This is a genomic window from Croceibacterium xixiisoli, from assembly GCF_009827305.1.
Taxonomy (GTDB): domain Bacteria; phylum Pseudomonadota; class Alphaproteobacteria; order Sphingomonadales; family Sphingomonadaceae; genus Croceibacterium_C; species Croceibacterium_C xixiisoli.
Window position 1 is genome coordinate 1,849,589 of record NZ_WTYJ01000001.1, and the last position, 17,392, is coordinate 1,866,980.

Annotated in this window: 13 protein-coding genes; 4 read left to right on the top strand and 9 right to left on the bottom strand. The window is 61.9% G+C overall.

All coding sequences use genetic code 11. From position 1 onward, the window contains the following. Positions 1-58 precede the first annotated feature (58 nt). Complete coding sequence (locus GRI97_RS08910) at positions 59-2,227, bottom strand: GumC family protein (RefSeq protein WP_161390682.1); 2,169 nt, start codon at positions 2,225-2,227, stop codon at positions 59-61. Positions 2,228-2,262: 35 nt separating this feature from the next. After that, positions 2,263-2,991, bottom strand: coding sequence for a polysaccharide biosynthesis/export family protein (locus GRI97_RS08915; RefSeq protein WP_161390683.1), 729 nt, complete (start codon positions 2,989-2,991; stop codon positions 2,263-2,265). Between the two features lie 187 nt (positions 2,992-3,178). Between GRI97_RS08915 and GRI97_RS08920 the strand changes: the two genes are divergently transcribed. Together GRI97_RS08920 and GRI97_RS08925 are read left to right on the top strand one after the other, a co-directional pair. Beyond that, the gene (locus GRI97_RS08920) at positions 3,179-4,357 is read left to right on the top strand and encodes an acylneuraminate cytidylyltransferase (protein WP_161390684.1); all 1,179 of its coding nucleotides are present in this window, start codon (positions 3,179-3,181) and stop codon (positions 4,355-4,357) included. Between the two features lie 19 nt (positions 4,358-4,376). Continuing rightward, complete coding sequence (locus tag GRI97_RS08925) at positions 4,377-5,333, top strand: hypothetical protein (protein WP_161390685.1); 957 nt, start codon at positions 4,377-4,379, stop codon at positions 5,331-5,333. Here the strand turns inward: GRI97_RS08925 and GRI97_RS08930 are convergent. The 6 genes from GRI97_RS08930 to GRI97_RS08955 form a co-directional block, all read right to left on the bottom strand. Next, positions 5,312-6,577, bottom strand: a complete 1,266-nt coding sequence (locus tag GRI97_RS08930) for a glycosyltransferase family protein (protein ID WP_161390686.1) — start codon at positions 6,575-6,577, stop codon at positions 5,312-5,314. The genes GRI97_RS08925 and GRI97_RS08930 overlap by 22 nt on opposite strands. 11 nt (positions 6,578-6,588) lie before the next feature. Beyond that, entirely contained in the window at positions 6,589-7,752 is a 1,164-nt protein-coding gene (locus GRI97_RS08935; protein ID WP_161390687.1) for a polysaccharide pyruvyl transferase family protein, read from the bottom strand. 49 nt (positions 7,753-7,801) lie between these two features. Next, positions 7,802-9,172: a surface carbohydrate biosynthesis protein gene (locus GRI97_RS08940; RefSeq protein ID WP_161390688.1), complete on the bottom strand. Its 1,371-nt coding sequence runs from the start codon at positions 9,170-9,172 to the stop codon at positions 7,802-7,804. Positions 9,173-9,176: 4 nt separating this feature from the next. Next, positions 9,177-10,955, bottom strand: coding sequence for an ABC transporter ATP-binding protein (locus GRI97_RS08945; RefSeq protein ID WP_161390689.1), 1,779 nt, complete (start codon positions 10,953-10,955; stop codon positions 9,177-9,179). Between the two features lie 8 nt (positions 10,956-10,963). Continuing rightward, entirely contained in the window at positions 10,964-12,253 is a 1,290-nt protein-coding gene (locus GRI97_RS08950) for a polysaccharide pyruvyl transferase family protein (protein WP_161390690.1), read from the bottom strand. A 68-nt stretch (positions 12,254-12,321) separates the two neighbouring features. Then, positions 12,322-13,206, bottom strand: a complete 885-nt coding sequence (locus GRI97_RS08955; RefSeq protein WP_161390691.1) for an N-acetylneuraminate synthase family protein — start codon at positions 13,204-13,206, stop codon at positions 12,322-12,324. Between the two features lie 349 nt (positions 13,207-13,555). Here GRI97_RS08955 and GRI97_RS08960 point away from each other — a divergent pair, with 349 nt between their 5' ends. Next, on the top strand, positions 13,556-15,427 hold the full coding sequence (locus GRI97_RS08960; protein WP_161390692.1) for a right-handed parallel beta-helix repeat-containing protein: 1,872 nt from the start codon (positions 13,556-13,558) through the stop codon (positions 15,425-15,427). Here the strand turns inward: GRI97_RS08960 and GRI97_RS08965 are convergent. Then, entirely contained in the window at positions 15,328-15,771 is a 444-nt protein-coding gene (locus GRI97_RS08965) for a hypothetical protein (protein WP_161390693.1), read from the bottom strand. The two genes, GRI97_RS08960 and GRI97_RS08965, sit on opposite strands and share 100 nt — an antisense overlap. Positions 15,772-15,934: 163 nt before the next feature. Here GRI97_RS08965 and GRI97_RS08970 point away from each other — a divergent pair, with 163 nt between their 5' ends. Continuing rightward, on the top strand, positions 15,935-17,329 hold the full coding sequence (locus GRI97_RS08970) for a sugar transferase (RefSeq protein ID WP_161390694.1): 1,395 nt from the start codon (positions 15,935-15,937) through the stop codon (positions 17,327-17,329). Positions 17,330-17,392 lie beyond the last annotated feature (63 nt).

A 17,392-nucleotide genomic window follows, 5' to 3' on the forward strand; every position in this document is an offset into this window, starting at 1 on the left:
TCAAACGAAAATGGCAGGCCCTGAGGCCTGCCATTTTCGTTTCCAGAGGGCGCGAGAATCAGTCGCGACCGTAGCTGTAGCTGTATTTTTCGTAATTATACGCATAGCCGTAACCGGCGGTGCGGTTGCTGAACTTTGCCAGCACCACGCCGAGGATCTTGCCGCTGCTACCGGCCAGACGCTGCAACGCTGCGCGGACCGAGGAAGGATGGTTCCGCCCGGCCTGCGTCACGAAGACATACCCCTCGGTCAGATTGGCAAGCAGCGGGGCATCAGCGAGGCCGAGAACTGGCGGGCTGTCGATGATCACCGCGTCATATTGTGCGGAAAGTTCCGCGAGCGGTGCGGCAAAGCCGATCGAGATCAATTGCGCCGGATTGGTCGGGATCGGCCCTGCCGGAATGAAGTCGAAATTGCGCGACGGGATATTGATGATCGCATCAGCCAACGGGGTTTCCCCACTCAGCACATTCGACAGGCCGACCTTGCGATCAAGCCCGAAGCGGTTGTGCAGGGATGGACGGCGAAGATCGGAATCCACCAGGATAACCTTCAGGCCGCGCGCAGCGACGCTTTGCGCGATGCCGATGGCGGTTGTGGATTTGCCTTCTTCCCGGTCGGCACTGACGACCATGAGCGTCTTGGGCAGGCCATGCGCAGTTGACAGGCGCAAAGCTGTCTGAAGCGAGAAATATGCTTCGCTGAGTGAGGACTTTTGATCGACCAACGCATCGTCGACATTGTCCCGAATATCGGGAGTAATGCCGAGCAGTGGAAGACGCAGCTTGTCGATGACGTCTTCCGGGGTGCTGATCCGATCGTCGATTGCGCTTTTGATGAAGGCGATACCGACGCCGATGCCAAGGCCGGCGACCAACGCGAGCAGCAGGTTTAGAGCCAGAATCGGGCTGTCCGGCGATGTCGGGGTCAAAGCCTCATCGACCTTGGCGAAATCGCTGGCGCTGCCGCTCGATACGCCGATTTCCTTGTAGCGCTGAAGCAGGGCATCATACAGCGCGCGGTTGGTATCCACTTCACGCTGCAGCGTGGCATAGCGAATGCCGCGATTCTGCGTGTCGAACACCGAGCTACGCAGCGTTTCGAGCTGACGCTGCAGTGCCTCCTCCTGCTGCATGGCCAATTGATAGGCTGCACGCAGGCCATCGACGTTCTGGCCGCGAATGCGCGACAGTTGCGAACGGGTCAGGTCGATTCTGCTGCGCAATTCCTGCATTGGCCCAAATTCGGGTTTGAAGGTCTGCAGCTTCTGCTGATATTCCGATTGCATCGCTGCCAGCTGCATTTCCAGCCCGGCCGCGCGCGTATCAGTTTGCAGGGCGGGCAGGTTCGCTCCCCGGCCAGATTGAGCGATGCGCCAGCTTTCCTCTGCGACGATGCGCTGAGCCCGGGCTTCGGCAACCCGCTGAATCAGCGAATTGAGTGCAACGGTGTCGAGCGATTGCGAAGACGATGCGCCTGTTTCGGTGCTCTGCAGTGCCAAAATGCCATTGGCACCGGCGTAATCGATCAGCTCTCGTTCGGAGGTTTCCAGCCGTTCCTTTAACTCGGTCAGACGACGGCCGAGAAAATCGCGGGCGTAACTGGATGCAGCGAACCTGCGCTCAACGCTTGATTGGATGAACTCATCGATAGCCGTATTGGCAATCCGGGCAGCCAGCTGCGGGTTGTCGCCGGTGAAGGTGAGCTCGATCACGCTCGAATCGTTGAGCATGGTCGCTTCCAGTCCGGCACGAACCTTATTGATTGCGCTGTTGCGTCGACGATCACGAGACGCTGCCATAGCCTTTGCGTCCTCGCCTTCGGCAGCAGCCCCTTCGATAAAACCAGTATTGTCCGCCAGTTTAAGGCGATCGACCACCTGGCCGGCGAGCGCACGGCTCTTAAGCAATGTGATCTGGGTTTGCAGGAATGATCGGTCGGAAGGCGATGCGCCTTCAGCCCCTTCGATATTGGTTATGGGCGGTGTATCGCGTTGCACTTCGAAGGAGGCGCGCGCGCTGTAGATCTTGTCCGTCAGCAGGGTGAAGATCAGCGCCAGAACCAGCGCCAGAACCACACACACAGCTATCAGGGCGCGATTGCGTCCGAGAACCTGCAGTGATCTGCGGAGAGAGGAGCCGCTGTTCACCCAGCGATCGCCGTCTGACACAAGGTCATCCAGCGGCGCGGCGCCATTCGTCTCGAGGGGGCGAACCGTATCGTTCAAATCAATACTCCAGCATTCTCGGGCGTGCAGGCGTCTTAGCGGCTGATGCGTTGAACGGTGTAAAAGGCGCCAATCAGCGGCACGGTGCCGATAATATCGCGCAGCAATTGTTTTCCAGCCGATGTTTCGACGATGATCAGATCATTGCCGTAAATCGTCGGATCAGCCATCGTGCCTTCGCGGATCATGTGAAGGTCAAACAGGGCTACCATTCGCTGGTCGTTGACCTGGCGGAAAACTGCAACGGTCCGGTCATTGGCCAGATTGCTGGTTCCCTGCGCGAGCGCCATGGCCCGCATCAGCGTGGTGGAACCGGCAATCGGATAGATCCCGGGCTTACTCACGGCGCCTTCGATAGCCAAACGCTGGCTAACCGTCTCGCTGATCCCGACGCTCACCTGCGGGCTGACAAGCACGCTGGTGCGAAGGCGTCGCGTAATTTCTTGGCCAACCTCTTCGGTCGTCTGCCCACCGACGAACACACGGCCGACGTATGGAAGAGAGATGTAACCGGCCGGATCGACCATCACGGTCTGGGCCATGTCCGGTAAATCGGCGACGAAGATGGCGAGCTTGTCTGATGGTCCGACATAGTAGGCGCTCTGGATCGATCCGCCCACATCGCGGGGATCGGGCGCCGGCAGATCGGTCGAAACTACGGCAGCGGTTGCATATCCATCACGGATCGCATTGCTCGATGCACAGGCAGAAAGGCCCGATGCGCACAGGCACAGGGCGACGATTCCAGCTTTACCGGGGCGCATAGACTGCAAAAGTTCCGATCCCTCAACACATGGCGCGGCAGGCATGCCAATTCGCAATGCCCCTGCCCTTTAGCGCAGGTGAGTGCAACAGGCTAGTTACGGCGGCGCGACTTCAACATCATTGTGCAATGCACATCACTGTATAATGACAATCGTCACAGATTAAGGTCAACAAGGCATTCTGGATATGGGCGAACAGGTTTTGGCAGTGATCCCCGCACGCGGCGGGTCGAAGGGTATCCCGGGCAAGAATATCAAACTGCTGGGTGGTATCCCGCTGATTGCCCACAATATTCGCGCCGCCCTTGCCGCCCGTACGGTCAGCCGCGTGGTGGTTTCCACCGATGATGACGCGATCGCGAAGATCGCCCGCGATTTTGGCGCCGATGTTGTCATGCGCCCGGCCGCTCTGGCCACGGATACGGCCAAATCGGAAGATGCCTTGCTGCATGTGCTAACGGCACTGGAGGAAAGCGAAGATTATCGGCCCGATGTGGTGCTGCTGGTGCAGTGCACCTCGCCCCTGACGAGTGCAGAGGATATCGATGGCGTGGTCACCGCTCTCTTCGATGGTGGTGCCGACAGTTCCGTCGCGGTGGCCCCGTTCCATTATTTCCTCTGGGGCCGCGATGCCGCCGGAGAAGGGGTGGCGATCAATCACGACAAGCGCGTGCGGCTGATGCGGCAGCAGCGCGAACCCGAATTCATCGAAACCGGCGCAGTCTATGCCATGCGCGTGCCCGGTTTCCGGCAGACGAAGCATCGTTTCTTCGGCCGGACGGTGCTGCATGAAACACCGATCGAAAACCGGCTGGAGATCGATGACCCGATCGATTTCCAACTGGCCGAAGAACGGCTGGCCATGCGGCGGCGCCAGGGGCAGATCGATGCGCTGCAGGCCATGCCGCAGGCCATCGTGTTCGATTTCGATGGCGTGTTCACCGATGACTGCGTCGTGGTGGATGAAAACGGAAAGGAAAGCGTCATATGCTCGCGCCGCGATGGCATGGGGATTGAAAGTCTGCGCAAGGCCGGCGTGCCGATGGTGGTGATCTCCAAGGAGAAGAACCCGGTGGTCGCAGCGCGTTGCCGCAAGCTGCAACTGGACCATTTCCATGGGGTCGAGGCCAAGCTGGAACTGATGACGCGATGGTTGGCGGACCGGGGCTTCGATCCGGCAGCTACGGTTTATATCGGTAATGACATCAATGATGTCGCTTGCATGGCCCATGTCGGTACGGCAGTCGCGCCGCGCGATGCCCACCCGTCTGCGCTCGCGGCCGCGGATATCGTTCTGGATGCCGATGGTGGGCAGGGGGCGATCCGCCTGTTCGCCGATCTACTGGAAGCGCGTTTTCCGGTCTGATGTTGGCAGACAGAATATCGTGACCAGCGCTGCCCTGCCGCGCAGCCGGCTGCATCTGCAGTTCCTGATCGACAATGGCGCCGATCCAGACATTGTGCTGCTTCGTGATGAGATGATGCGCGCACCGGTGGCAGAGGCTTTTCCGGGGCGCGGTGTCCATCTCGGGCGGGAAACGCTGGCGGGGAAGGCGCTTTGGCGCTGGCCCGGCGTGCATCGGGCCAATCGCGGTTATTATCGTCAGGTCGGGGAACGCATGGCCGATCTCGGCATCACCCGCCTGACGATCTTCCTCGAAGGCGAACCGCTCGAACGATATCTCTGCAGCCTGCCGCAGATCAACCATCTGGAACTGTGGGAAGATGGGCTGTCGCATTATGTCGATCTGACCAGCGACCATTGGTACGCTGCGCGCGGGCTCGTGCAGGCGGCGATGGGTTTCTATCCGGCCGGCATTACCCGGCGGCGAATGAACCGTGCCCAGGCTCTAGTGCGCGACCGGTTCGAACAGCGCAATCTCGTGCTCGTGGCTCCCGCCGAACCTCAATCTTGGCGCGATGAACTGCTGCTGGTCGGCTCGCCTCTGGTGGAAGATCGAATCGTTCCGCGAGAACGCTTCCTGGCCGGGCTTGCTGCCATTCGCGCTGCGGTTCCCCTGGACATCCGCTACTTGCCACACCCGCGGGAAGATCTTGCCCGGCTGGCCGGCGATCTGGTGGCAGCCGGTATCACGCTGGAAGACAATGCCGGCGGCCTGCTCGATCATGCGGCACGCTGGGGCTATCGCGGCTATGCGGCGGCGGTGTCGACCGGCCTGCTGGATATGGGCCGCTATGATCGCAGCATCTTCATGCCGGCCCTGTTTGGGCTCGACCGGATGGACCGGGTGCTGCGAAACTGGCCTGCGCTTCCGCTGCCGCTGGCCGGGGATGCGGCGGCGCTGGGGCGCGCCGTCGCTCAGTTGCCGCCGCTGGGCTGATCCACCAGGTGGAGAATCGCTCGGGCCGCGCGCGCGGTTGCCTGGCCGTCGATAACACCGGTTTCCTGTGCCACCATCACACAATCGATATCCGCCAGTCCGTCGTGGCTGCGCAGATGGCGCAGCCCCGACGCCAGTTCCTGCGGTGTACGGGCAATGGGCAGGCCGGTTCGGGTCAGCCAATCCTGCTTGTCGGCTTCCGACTGTTCGGCAAAGGCGGCGCGCGGAATGGGAACGACCAGTACCGGGCGCCCGAGCACCAGACTTTCCAGCAGGCCGGTGGAATAATGGCCGATCACGACATGGGCGGCGCCGATCGCCTGTTCGATCGGGCGGCGCCCTTCATCCTCGACCACCTCAATGCTGGTGGTTTCGCGCAGCCGGTGAATATCGTCCCCGCTCGATCGCGGATGCAGCCGGATCGTCAGCCGGATCGCGCCATCCCCTGCTGCGGTGCTCAGGCCTTCGGCGATCACATGCAGGGCCTCAGCGGCGGCTTCCACCGTCACCTTGCCATGGGCGGCGAAGGGCTGAACCAGATACAGCAGTTCCAGCCTGTCGCCTGCAGGCAAGGGGGGCACTGCGTTGCGCAGGGTATGCAGCGCATCGAAACGCGGAACCCCGGCTAGCGCAACCTGCGCCGGGTTCACCCCTGCGGCGGCCCAACGGTCGCGATAGGCGGCAGAGGCGGCCACGACCAGATCATGTCCGGCCAGCCCGTAATCGGGAATCGCCGGCAACAGGCCGCTGCGGTCGAGCAGTGGCGCCAGCATGGCCTTCAACCGCAGTCTGTTCGCCTGCGGGCGGGCATTGCCGATGGCGCAGAAAGGTCCTTCCTGCAGCAGCACCGTGGGTGTGCCCTGGGCCCGCGCCGCGCGCAGTAGTGCGGTTTCGATATACATGCGATCATGGCACATGATCAGCGCATCGATCGGTCCGGCCAGCAGGCTGCGGGCGCGCCGCAACAGCCGGCGATAGGCCAGTGGCCCACCGCTCAGCAGCAGGTTCATGGTCTGGCTGCCGGTGCGATTGCGGATCCCGCAATCCTCCGGCGACACGGTGCGAACCTCGCCCTGACCGGGATAGACGGTCTTTCCGCGCGTCCGCAGATTGAACGGCTGGGTATCGATAAACAGAAACTGGCTATCGGGCGCCTCGGCGCGGATCGCCTGTTCGACGGCCGCCAGCGTATGCCCTGACGAACCGCCGGTACCGACAAGGGCAAAACGCAAGGATTGGCTCATATCGGGCGGGCTCAGGCGGATGGCGGGGTGGCGGAACCGACGCTGTCGATCACCTGGCGCATGAAACTGTCGAAACGTGGCCCGAAATCGGCGACCGCCTTGTCACGATCCGCGAAATAGCGGGATTCGCCGTTCAGCAGCTCTTCGGCCCGCGCAATGAGCAGATCGGCCGAATTGCCGGTCAGCGGCACCGACCAATGGGCCAGATCGCAGTCTTCCATGAACCCGACCACCTTGGGGTGGGTGGACAGGGCAATGGTCGGGCGCCGCAGGCCGACACCACAGATCACGGCATGGCCGCGCATCCCAACGATCATCTGGGCTGCCGCGTAGCTGCCGAAGAATTCGCCTGCGTGATCGGGATGTGGGGTTCCTGCCATGCGGAATGGCCGGTGCAGGGCATCTTTCCCGGCTCGAGCATAGAGCGCGCGCGAAATCGCGGCGCAAATCGGAACATCATGCGGAATATGCGGGGTCAGCTGAATGTCGAAGCCGTGGTTACGCCACATGTGCAGGCTGAACTGGACCAGCGCCTGTTCCAGCGGCGAAAGCACATCGCCGCTGCGCAGACGCTTCATGACCCGGCTGATCCGCGACACGGGGGATCGCAGATGCAGCGAATCGCCCGCTGGCTGCACAACGATGTAGGGGCGGGCGCTGGCGGATGCGGGGCGGCGGGCCGGCGCGTCGACGAAGAAACCCGGATCGGGGATTTCCACCACGGCTTCGGTTTCCGCATGGCCAAGATCGCGCTGCAGCCGGGCCAGGGACCCATCGTTCCTGACCGAGAAGAAATCGCCCTTTTCGCGAACATGCCGCAGCAGTTGCTTGAGCTGTTCGGCATGGCGGAAGGGATCGCCTTCGAACAGATTGTGTCCCAGGCCGACGAAAGCGAAGCGCGCCTTCGACTTCACATATTCGTCCATGGAAATCGGCATTGGGGTGCCGGTACGCGCAGCAAAGGGTCCGTTGGAAATTCCGCCGCCGCCGCCGACGACAACCAGATCATAGCTGTCCAACTCTGCTGCGGTCAGTTCCTTCCGAAACACCGCGACATCCTGCAGGTCGAATGAAACCCCTGCGCCGACGATGTCCAAAATCCGGGCCCGAATGGCGTGGGTCAGGGCGCCATCCCCGACATTGATTTCATGGGATGCGAGATGCAGAACTTTCATGTCAATCCTGCCCTTTTTCAAGAAGGCCGCGCGCGCCGATCATCGGCAATCAATGCCCGGAGCGCGCGATGATGTAGGTATCGGGTTCCAGCGGGGTCACACTCAGCGGGCACTGGATCATGCCGCCGATGGCGTCTGCCAGGCGGTTGACTTCCGCCAGGGGCAAACCCGGAAAACGTCGGCGGTCATCCTCGCCTGCACGCAGCCGCACGCCCAGTTTTTCGCCCATTGCCCCCGCGGCACGGCGCAGCCGCCGGATGGGATCCGGCCCTCCCAAAACGGGTGCAGGCAATCCCTCGGCGAGCTGCAGGGACAGATCCGCAATTAGTTCGCTCGACAGCGGCCCGTCGAACCCACCGATATAGCGCCGGGCGGTCGCGATCTGTTCGGCCGATTGCCAGTTCTGCTGTGGCTTGCCTGGCAGGCTTTCCAGCGCCGCAATAACATCCTCCCAATCGGCGCAGCGACGGCTGAGCAGATTGGGCAGGGGCGATGCCATACCATCGGTCTCATCTGCGGTCGGCGGGGCATAGGCGATGGGCGGCACGTCGAGCATGAAGGCCTCGAGCGCGGTGGTGCAGCTGTTGTGCAGGATCGCCTCGGCACCCAGGATCCACGGCAGCACGGAACCGCTCGCCGGCTCGATGCTCAGCCGGGGCAGGGTGTCGGCCAGCGCCTGATATGTGTCGACGGCTTCGCTGGGATGCGGACGCAGGACGAAGGTGAACTGCGGCAGCGCCTCATGCAGCCGGGGCAACCCGTCAAGGAAGGCATCGAACATCATCTGGCGAAATGCCGACCATTCGATGAACTTCTGTTCGTCGCGCGCGGTCGACAGGCGACCAGTGGCGCGCAATCGCCGCTCGAGCCCACCGGGGCCGTCTGCGTGATTGACCATGTCGAAATTGGTGTTGACCAGAATATAGCGGCCAAACCGCTGGCGCAGACCTTCCCCGTCCGCAGCGTGCAATTGGCGGAACGGGGCACGCAGCAGCTCAATCCGCGCATTGCCCAGCGGCAGTGGGCGGGGCGTGCCGTCAGGCAGGGTCTGTTGCCAGTCTTCTCCGGCCACTTCGCCCCAGGCAATCAGGGCGTCGGCTTCGGCGGCCGCCTTGCTGTCGACCCGATTGGCGAAATACCAGGCAGGGTCAGGGTAGACGAGCCCTTCCTCATCCCAGGCGATGATCCGGTGTCCGCGCGCACGATAGGCTTTCAACCGCTGGTCCACACCCGGCACCAGCAAGGGGCTGAAGACTATCGCATTCCTTGCGTAACGCGCGCGATAGTCGACAAAGCTCTGGCTGCCGACAACCACCTGAAAACCGGATTTTGCCAGATGCGCCGCCAACAGGATGCGCGCGTCCAACTCGCGCGCCTTGGTCACGATCGGCAAAAAGGCGAGCGGAGCGGCGGAAGGCATGCGCTTATGCCTTTGCCGCATGGGTTTGTGTGGGCAGTTCGGTCAGCACGCCGTAACGAACTTCCAGAATGCGGTCGCACAGCTCCAGCGTGGCCGGGCGATGGGCGATCAGGATGATGGTCGCGCTGCCTTTCAATTCGGCCAGGGTCTGGCTGATCAGGGCTTCCGATCGCGCGTCCAGCGCGCTGGTCGGTTCATCCATCACGATCAGGGCCGGCTGGCCGAGCAAGGCGCGGGCGATCGAAAGCCGCTGGGACTGTCCGCCCGAAAGCCCGCGTGCGCCGGGGCCGATCACCGTGTCATAGCCATGGGGCAGCGCCATGATTTCATCATGCACATGCGCCGCACGCGCAGCCGTTTCGATCTGTTCCTGCGAAAATCCGGGACGAAAAAACCGGATATTGTCTGCCGCTGTACCGAAAATCAGCCGGCTGTCCTGCGGCACATATCCGGTCAGCGCAGCCCAGCTTTCCGCCGACACATCCATCAGCGGCACGCCGGCTGCAGTCACCTTCCCGCTGGTCTGCTTGCGAAGGCGCAGCAACACGCCCGTCAGCGTGCTCTTGCCGCTGCCGGACGGGCCAACGATGCCAACCATCTCCCCCTGATCGATCGAAAAACTGATGTCCTTGAGGACGTTTTCGCCCGGCTTGTAGGCGTAGTTCACCCCTTCGAAACGCAGGCTTTCCAACGCGGTCAGGGCGTGGGAACCCGTATCCCACGCGTGCTCTTCCAACTGCTCCAGTTCGGTTTCGACCGCAGTGATATAGGGCGCCATCTCACGTGCGGTGTGGAAAGATCTTTGCAGCTGCCGGACGTAGGTCAGCGCTCGCACCAGCAGCAGCGCCAGCGGTGCCACACCTTCCATCCCGCCAGCCGACGTGCTCGCCAGCGCGGCAATCAGGATCAGCACCAGACCGATGGCGCCATACTGGAACAGATTGGGCACCAGCCGGGCTTCGAAACGCAGCTTGCCCATGGCCGTGGCGGCGATCTTGATTCCGCCAAGCAATTGCCTGGCTACGGCATCCGCTACGTGGAACGCCGAAATCTCCTGACCGATGCGGGCTGCCTGGGCAACATGGCCGACGATTTCCCGATTGGTCAGAACCGGCTTGGTCACATCCTGCCGAAATCGCTTGGTCACCGGCGCCAGCAGCGCAAATGTGATGCCGAGGCCGATGATCAGGCCCAGCGCAAGCAAGGGAGAACTTACGATCGCCCCGGCGATGACGGCCGCAAACATGGCAACGCCAACACAGCCCAGCGCCAATTGCTGCACGGAATTTTCCGCCCGCAACGCATATTCGCCCACCAGTTGCTGCAAAAGGCCTTCGCGCTGGGTGTCGCGATACTGCAGCGATGAATGGAGATAGGCCGTCAGCATCCGGCCACGCAGCCGCAGCATGGCCCGCGTGCTCAGCGATGCCATCAGCTGCGCCAGCGGGATCGACAGCAACATCAGCGTCGCCACCAGCGCCAAGCCGATGCCGCAAGCGCTCGGAATGCTGACCTGGATGCCAAGATCGGCCGGCCCTAGCCGGGCTAGGTGAGAATTGCCGGAGATTGCAATGGCCACCGCCGCCACCATGTAGAGCAGCGCGGTCTCGATCACACCGACGACAAATGCCAGCGCGACCGTGCCCCACAACCGTTTGCGATCGGGACCGATTACCGCAAGGCCGTTGCGCAATACGCCTAGCGGCCCGCCTGATGGCGGGGGCAGGGCAGGGCGATCTGATCCGGAAGCCGCAATCGTTCCGCGCGGGTTTTCAACTGCCATGGCGCTGCTCAGTCCAGAACCTGCAGCATATGCCAAGCCTCTTCCGCTCTTTCTGCGGCAACAGCAGCGATCTGCTGTCGGCGGTCTGCACCCTGGGCCAGCAAAACCTTCGTCCCGGCTACAATGCGGTCGATATCTGCTGAGCTGGGGAAGGCTGAGTATTCATGGGCTGCCGGGTAACCCAGCATATCCTGCAACGCGGCCGTCTTGTGCGAATTGGAACTCATGAACACGCTCGGGGTGCCGCCCAACGCCGCCATGATGCCGGGATGCCAGCGCCCGCTGACGAAGGCGCGGGCATTGGCCATCACCGCTGCGCCCGCCATGATCGGAGCATTGACGCCCAGTCGCGGCAGACCTGTTCGCCGTGCCACATCGCGCAGAAACACATCGCCCACGCAGGTCTCCACCAGCAGCACCGGCAGGCCGAGAGATGTCAGCGCCTGCGCCAATTGGGTGTAGCTTTCCGCCGCTTGTTTCTGGTTCTTGGCCGACTGCGAACTGCCTGACAGCGCAATATACGGCTCATCCGTGCATTTCGGGCGGGATGTGGCAGTGCGGTCAAACGCGGGGATCAGCCGCGACGCGTCATAGGAGAGGGCGGCGTTGCGGCGGTAGAACGGCGACCAGGTAAACAGCGCATCGGGAAAGGATGCGCTGACCATGCCCGGCAGAATATCCCGCGCCAGCGCAAGCGAACGCGGATCGCGCACCGCGATCTTTGCGCCCTTGAGCGCCTGCTGGGCGGCATCCCGCGTTGCCAGATTGAAGGCACTGGCGGGATCCAGCGAGATCATCCCGTTGATCCAGAAAATGCCCTTGCCCATCCGCCGCGCCAGCGCACAGATCGCCAGCGTCTGCAGCAGGCTGTCACGCGCGGGGGTGGAAAAGATCATTTCCCCTTCGCCATTCACCACGATGGCATCGCAGGGAGCGATTTCTGCGATCAGACGCTGCGCCTTGGCGGAATTCTCCCGCAGATCCCACAGCAGTTCGGCATCGGTTTCGATGTCATGGCTGGGTGGAAAATACTGTCCACCGGCGTCGATCGCGCCAAATGCCAGCTTGCCCAGAACCGGAACCCGCCCAACCCGTGGTCGCCGCAACCGGCGAACAAGCTGTTCATGCAGTCCGACGGGCAGGCGCCCACCAACTGTCAGCGGTGCCTTCAGCAGATCGCGGTCGATCGAACCGACGATCTCATGCCGTGTGGAAAGCACTTCCCGCAGGGCAAAGCTTGTTGCCCGGCAACCCCAATTGGGGGAGGTCGAATTGTCAGCGACCAGCGTCAGGCGCATCGCAAAGCCGGCCTATCCTGAGTAAAAATGGCCGGGGGCGCAGGCCCCCGGCGGATACAATCAATGGGTCAGGCGACTTCGGCCGATGCGGGCTGTTCGCGCCACTTCAGCTTGTCCCGCTGGGGAAGCTCGATATCGAGAATGTCGCTCTGCTTGTAGGTCAGCGCCTTGGAAACGGCACGCGCGTCGCGCACCAGGCGGCGCAGGCCATCGGGCTCCAGCGATGCGGCATGGTCGGTGCCCTTCCAGGTGCGGTCGATCGTCACATGGCGTTCGATCCATTCCGAACCCAGCGCAACGGCGGCCATGTCGGCGGCAATGCCCAGATGGTGACCGGAGAATGCGATCGCCTTGACCACTTCGCCGAACTTTTCACGCAGACGGGTGATTTCCAGCAGGCACAGCTCGTCAAACGCAACCGGATAGCCGGAGGTGCAGGAATACAGCACCACATCCTTGGCGCGACCGCGCTGGACGAAGAAATCGACGATCTGGTCTTCTTCTTCCTTGGTCGTCATGCCCAGCGACAGGTGAATTTCACCCGAATATTCATCAGCCAGCACGCCGAGCATTTCGAAGTGCAGGTTACAGGCCGAAGGGACCTTGATCAGCACCGGGTTGAGCGATGCGATCTCGCGGGCAGAGGTCACATCCCACACCGAAGTGGAATAGATGATGCCGTTCTTTTCGCATTCGGCCATCAGTTCGCGGTGCTGGTCCACGCTGAATTCCAGGAATTCGCGGTGGGCGCCATAGGTGTCGCCATAGGAATTGGCCGGATTGGGGTGCGGCGTATTGTACTGTTCTTCGGTCAGCAGCTCGCGGTTGTTGCGCTTCTGGAACTTCACCACGTCGGCCTTGGCATAGATTGCCGCCACGCGGATCAGTTCCTTGGCGATTTCCATGTCGCCCTTATGGTTGCAACCGACCTCGGCAATTACCTTAACAGTCATAAAACGCTCCCGCTTCGTACCGGCCGGCGTGTTGCCGCAATGTGCTGGCAACCAATCAACAGGCAGGTCGGTAAATGGATATTGGGCGTGGCTAGCAGCAATCGCTGCCCGGTTCCACCGTTTGCACGCATGTTTTGTTGCATCTGCGAATAGCTCTCTTCACAACACGGTTATCCTGAATGGGATCGACTGTAAAATCCCATGTTGTCACGGGCTTGCCGTGATGAACGCCAGAGCCGGAATCGGAGCGGGCAGGGTCACTGCCCGTTCATCGGCCCCCGTCGATCCTGCACCAGAAGCCGGAGCAGAGCCTCCACCCTGACCATGACGACAAGGATGCTGGGGCCGCATGAGTTTGACACGAAGGAGCATGATCGGGCTGGTCGCAACCTCGCCATTGCTCGCGCAATTGGGCCGGGCGGCGGGCCCCGATGGGGAGGCTGCGGACTGGCCGGCCTGGGCTCGCACCCGCTGGCAATTGTATGATGAACTGGCTGGCCTGGCCCGGCGCGGTACGGATGTCCGCGAATTTGGTGCCCGGCTGGATGGCACCAGCGATGATGCCGATGCGCTGGAACGGGCGCTCGCCGCCGGCGCCGCGGCGATTCTCATCCCTGCCGGGCCGGGCAGGAGCATGCGGATCGGGCGGCAGATCCGGATCACGCGGCCTACCGTGCTGATCGGCACCGGCGGACAGGCGGCCATCGAATATACCGGACGCGAAAAGGATATGTTCCTCGCCTGCGCCCTGGAAGAAGATCCCACCCGTTTCCTCGGTCCGATCCGGCTGGACAATCTGCGCATCATCCGTCCGGAACCTCTGCGCCCCCACGGCAAACTGCTGCTGGGGTACAATCTGCGCGGCGTCAGTGTGACACGCTGTACCTCGGAACGCATGGGGCTCGTCGGGATGCACCACATGCTTCAGCGCCTGCGGCGATACCGCCGTGCTGGCGGAAGCATCGCGGAAGATCCTGCGCTGAAGTCCGGCTTTTCCGCCACGCTCGATGATCTGTGCGAAGATCTTCAGGTCCATGACTGCCGAACTGACGCCCGTACATACATGAGCCAGATGGTGCGGTTCGATTTCACCCGCCGGGTGGCGATCTCCCACTGCCATGGTCGCTTCGCCAATGTCAGCTGGTGGGGCGGGGGTGGGCGGCGAGATGAAGGTGGCGATTTGCGCCATCCGCGCCGTGTGCGCGATGTCTATGTCGCAGACAGCGAATTCTCCCATGCGCTCGGCGGTATCTATGGCAACAATGGCCAGGATATTCTGATCGCCCGCAATAAGGTGGCGATGGTGGTCGATATCGGCATCGATTTCGAAGGCTGCGTCAACGCCGTCGCGCGTGACAACATCGTCACCAATGCGGGCAATTTCTGCCTGGCCACTTTCTTCGCAGCGAAGAACATCCTGTTTGAAAACAATCTCTGCATTCAGGATGGTGGAGCGACCAATATTCACCTGCAATTGCGGGCCCGCAAGATGGGGGCCGCCAATGGCCGCACGCTGTTGGCCCTGCGCAGTGCGGGCTTCGGTGCTGTCGATGGTGCTATCGAGGTGGCGTTTCGCAACAATCGCTTCGTCTGGCAGGGGTCTGACGGTGTCGGCGGATGCGTGCCCAGTTTCTTCGGCAGGCTGGAAGTAAGCGGCAACCGCTTTGAGAATGTCACCTGCAATCTTGCCTATCGCAGGACCGGCAGCCTGATCGTTGCCGACAACCAGCTCACCTTTGGCAAGGGCGTTCTTCCCGTCAGGCCGGTGATCTCGGGCAATGCGGCGCAACTGTCTGTGCAGCGCAACAGGATTCGCCTGGCTGATGCTCCCACTGGTCAATTGCGGGCCATCCAGCTGGCGCTATTGCCCGGCAGCAAGTTCGCTCTGGTGGAGGGCAACCGGATCGAAGCCGCTGCAGATCTGCCGATCGTGATGGTCGCACCCTCGGGTACCCCAGCCAGCGTCATACTGCGCAACAACCATGGCGGCACCTTGCTGGTTACCGAAGGGCTGACGGTGCGCGCCGATGGCAATCAGGATGGGTCAGATCGACCGGTTGTGCCACGCACCATCCCAGTGGAATTCGCCACAGCCGACGCGTCACCGGCCGATTCGGCTGATCAGGAAACATCTCCGTCTGCGGCTGATGCCGATGAAACTGCACTGGAAGCGGAAGCAGTGCCTGCCTTCCTGCGCTCCCATAAACCGGCAAGTGCATAAAGCACTACCGGCCAGAACAGCGTGTTGAACAGATCCGCCAGCGTATCATGCCACAACCAAGCCGGAATTTTGGGAAAAAACCGGGCCAAATCGAGGATTTCATTGCCGATTTCCAGCAAGCTGATCAGCACCAGCCCGGCCCGGCTGCGCAGACCCTGGCGAGTAAAGGCCCCGACCAGCAGATAGATGCCCAGCCCAAGATGGAAATGCATCGTGGCGCGTATTGCTTGGCCATCGGGGAGCCCGGCGTGCTTGATAGCTTCCCAGGATGTGACAAGTTGATCGATCATCGCCGGGGGCACCCAATTTTTGTTGCTTTGACAGGGTTTGTTGCGATGCAACACACTGCATAAGACATGATATGGGTAGTAGGTGTCATGCAGTTGGGATAGGACGCCCCTATGGTCGGACAGGTTGGGGCAATATCGCGGATCGTCGGTGCAGAATGTTGACGATGACAAACGATTTCGGTCAATCCGGGCCTCCGTACAGGGAAGGCATCCGGTGATGCTGCAGATTCCGCGGGATATATCCAGCCCGACAGTGGAACACACGACGTCGGAATTGATGACCAAGCGGTCGCGTCGGCGCAAGCTGCTGATGGCGCTGGTCGCGCTGGATGCCGCTGCCATCTGCGTGGCATTTCTGATCGCTGCGATCCTGCATCATGTGATCGAAAAATGGCATTGGGTCGGCATGGTCGCTGCCATCGTGCCGGTCTATCTGGCTTTCGCTGCCAACAGCAAGGCCTATTCCGGCCGGGTATTCGGCAATCAGCGCCTCGGCATTTCGCGCTGTGTCAGCGCGCTGATTTCCGCTTTCGGCATCGTCGTGCTGATTGCCTTCCTGTTCAAGGTCAGCGACAATTTCTCGCGCGTCAATTTCGCGCTTGGCGCAGTGCTGGCGATGTTCCTGCTGGCGCTGGTCCGGCTGGTGTTCCTGCGTTTTCTTCACCGGCTGTTCGCTGGCGATCCCTATTGCGTGGTGTTGATCGTCGACGGCTCCATCCCTCTGCCCAAGGGCAGGTTTGCCGCGACCGTGGATGCCAACGACTGGCTGATCGGCGATGGATCGGTCGATATGCCAGCGCTTTATGACCGGCTTGGCTCGTTGCTTGGTCAGGCGGATCGTGTGGTGGTGGCCTGTGCGCCGGATCGGCGAGAACAGCTCGTCCATGCGCTGAAGGGGGCCAATGTTCTGGCGGAGGTGCTGACACCGGAACTGGGCGGGCTTGCCCCGCTCTCGGTGGACCGCAGTGGCAATGTGCCCACGCTGGTTGTCTCGATCGGCCCGCTGTCTCCCTTCGACGAATTCCTCAAACGCAGCTTCGATCTGATCGTCTCGTTCCTTGCGATCATCGCCCTGTCCCCGATCATGATCGGGGCAGCGATTGCGGTGAAGTTTTCCAGCAAGGGGCCGGTGCTGTTCGTGCAGCAGCGGATCGGTCACGGAAACCGGGTGTTCCGTATGCTGAAGTTTCGCAGCATGCGAACCGAAGTGGCGGATGCAAAAGCGGATCGGCTGGTCACGCGCGATGATGACCGCGTCACGGCGGTTGGCCGCTTCATCCGCAAGACCAGCATCGATGAACTGCCGCAGCTGTTCAATGTGCTGCTCGGGCATATGAGCATTGTCGGCCCGCGCCCGCATGCGCCGGGTGCCAAGGCCGCGTCCAAGCTCTATTGGGAAGTGGATTCGCGCTATTGGTACCGCCATGCGGTCAAGCCGGGGCTGACCGGTCTGGCCCAGGTGCGCGGCTGGCGCGGCAACACTGTGTGCGAAAGCGATCTCACCAACCGGCTGCAGGCTGATCTGGAATATCTGCATGGCTGGTCGCTGATGCGCGACATGTCGATTCTGGCGCGCACTTGCCAGGTGGTCATGTCCCGCAATGCCTATTGAAAATGGTTGATCCTTCTTGCCGCGCGGGTGAGCGCGTGATTGCAATTCGGGTGTGAAGGAAAC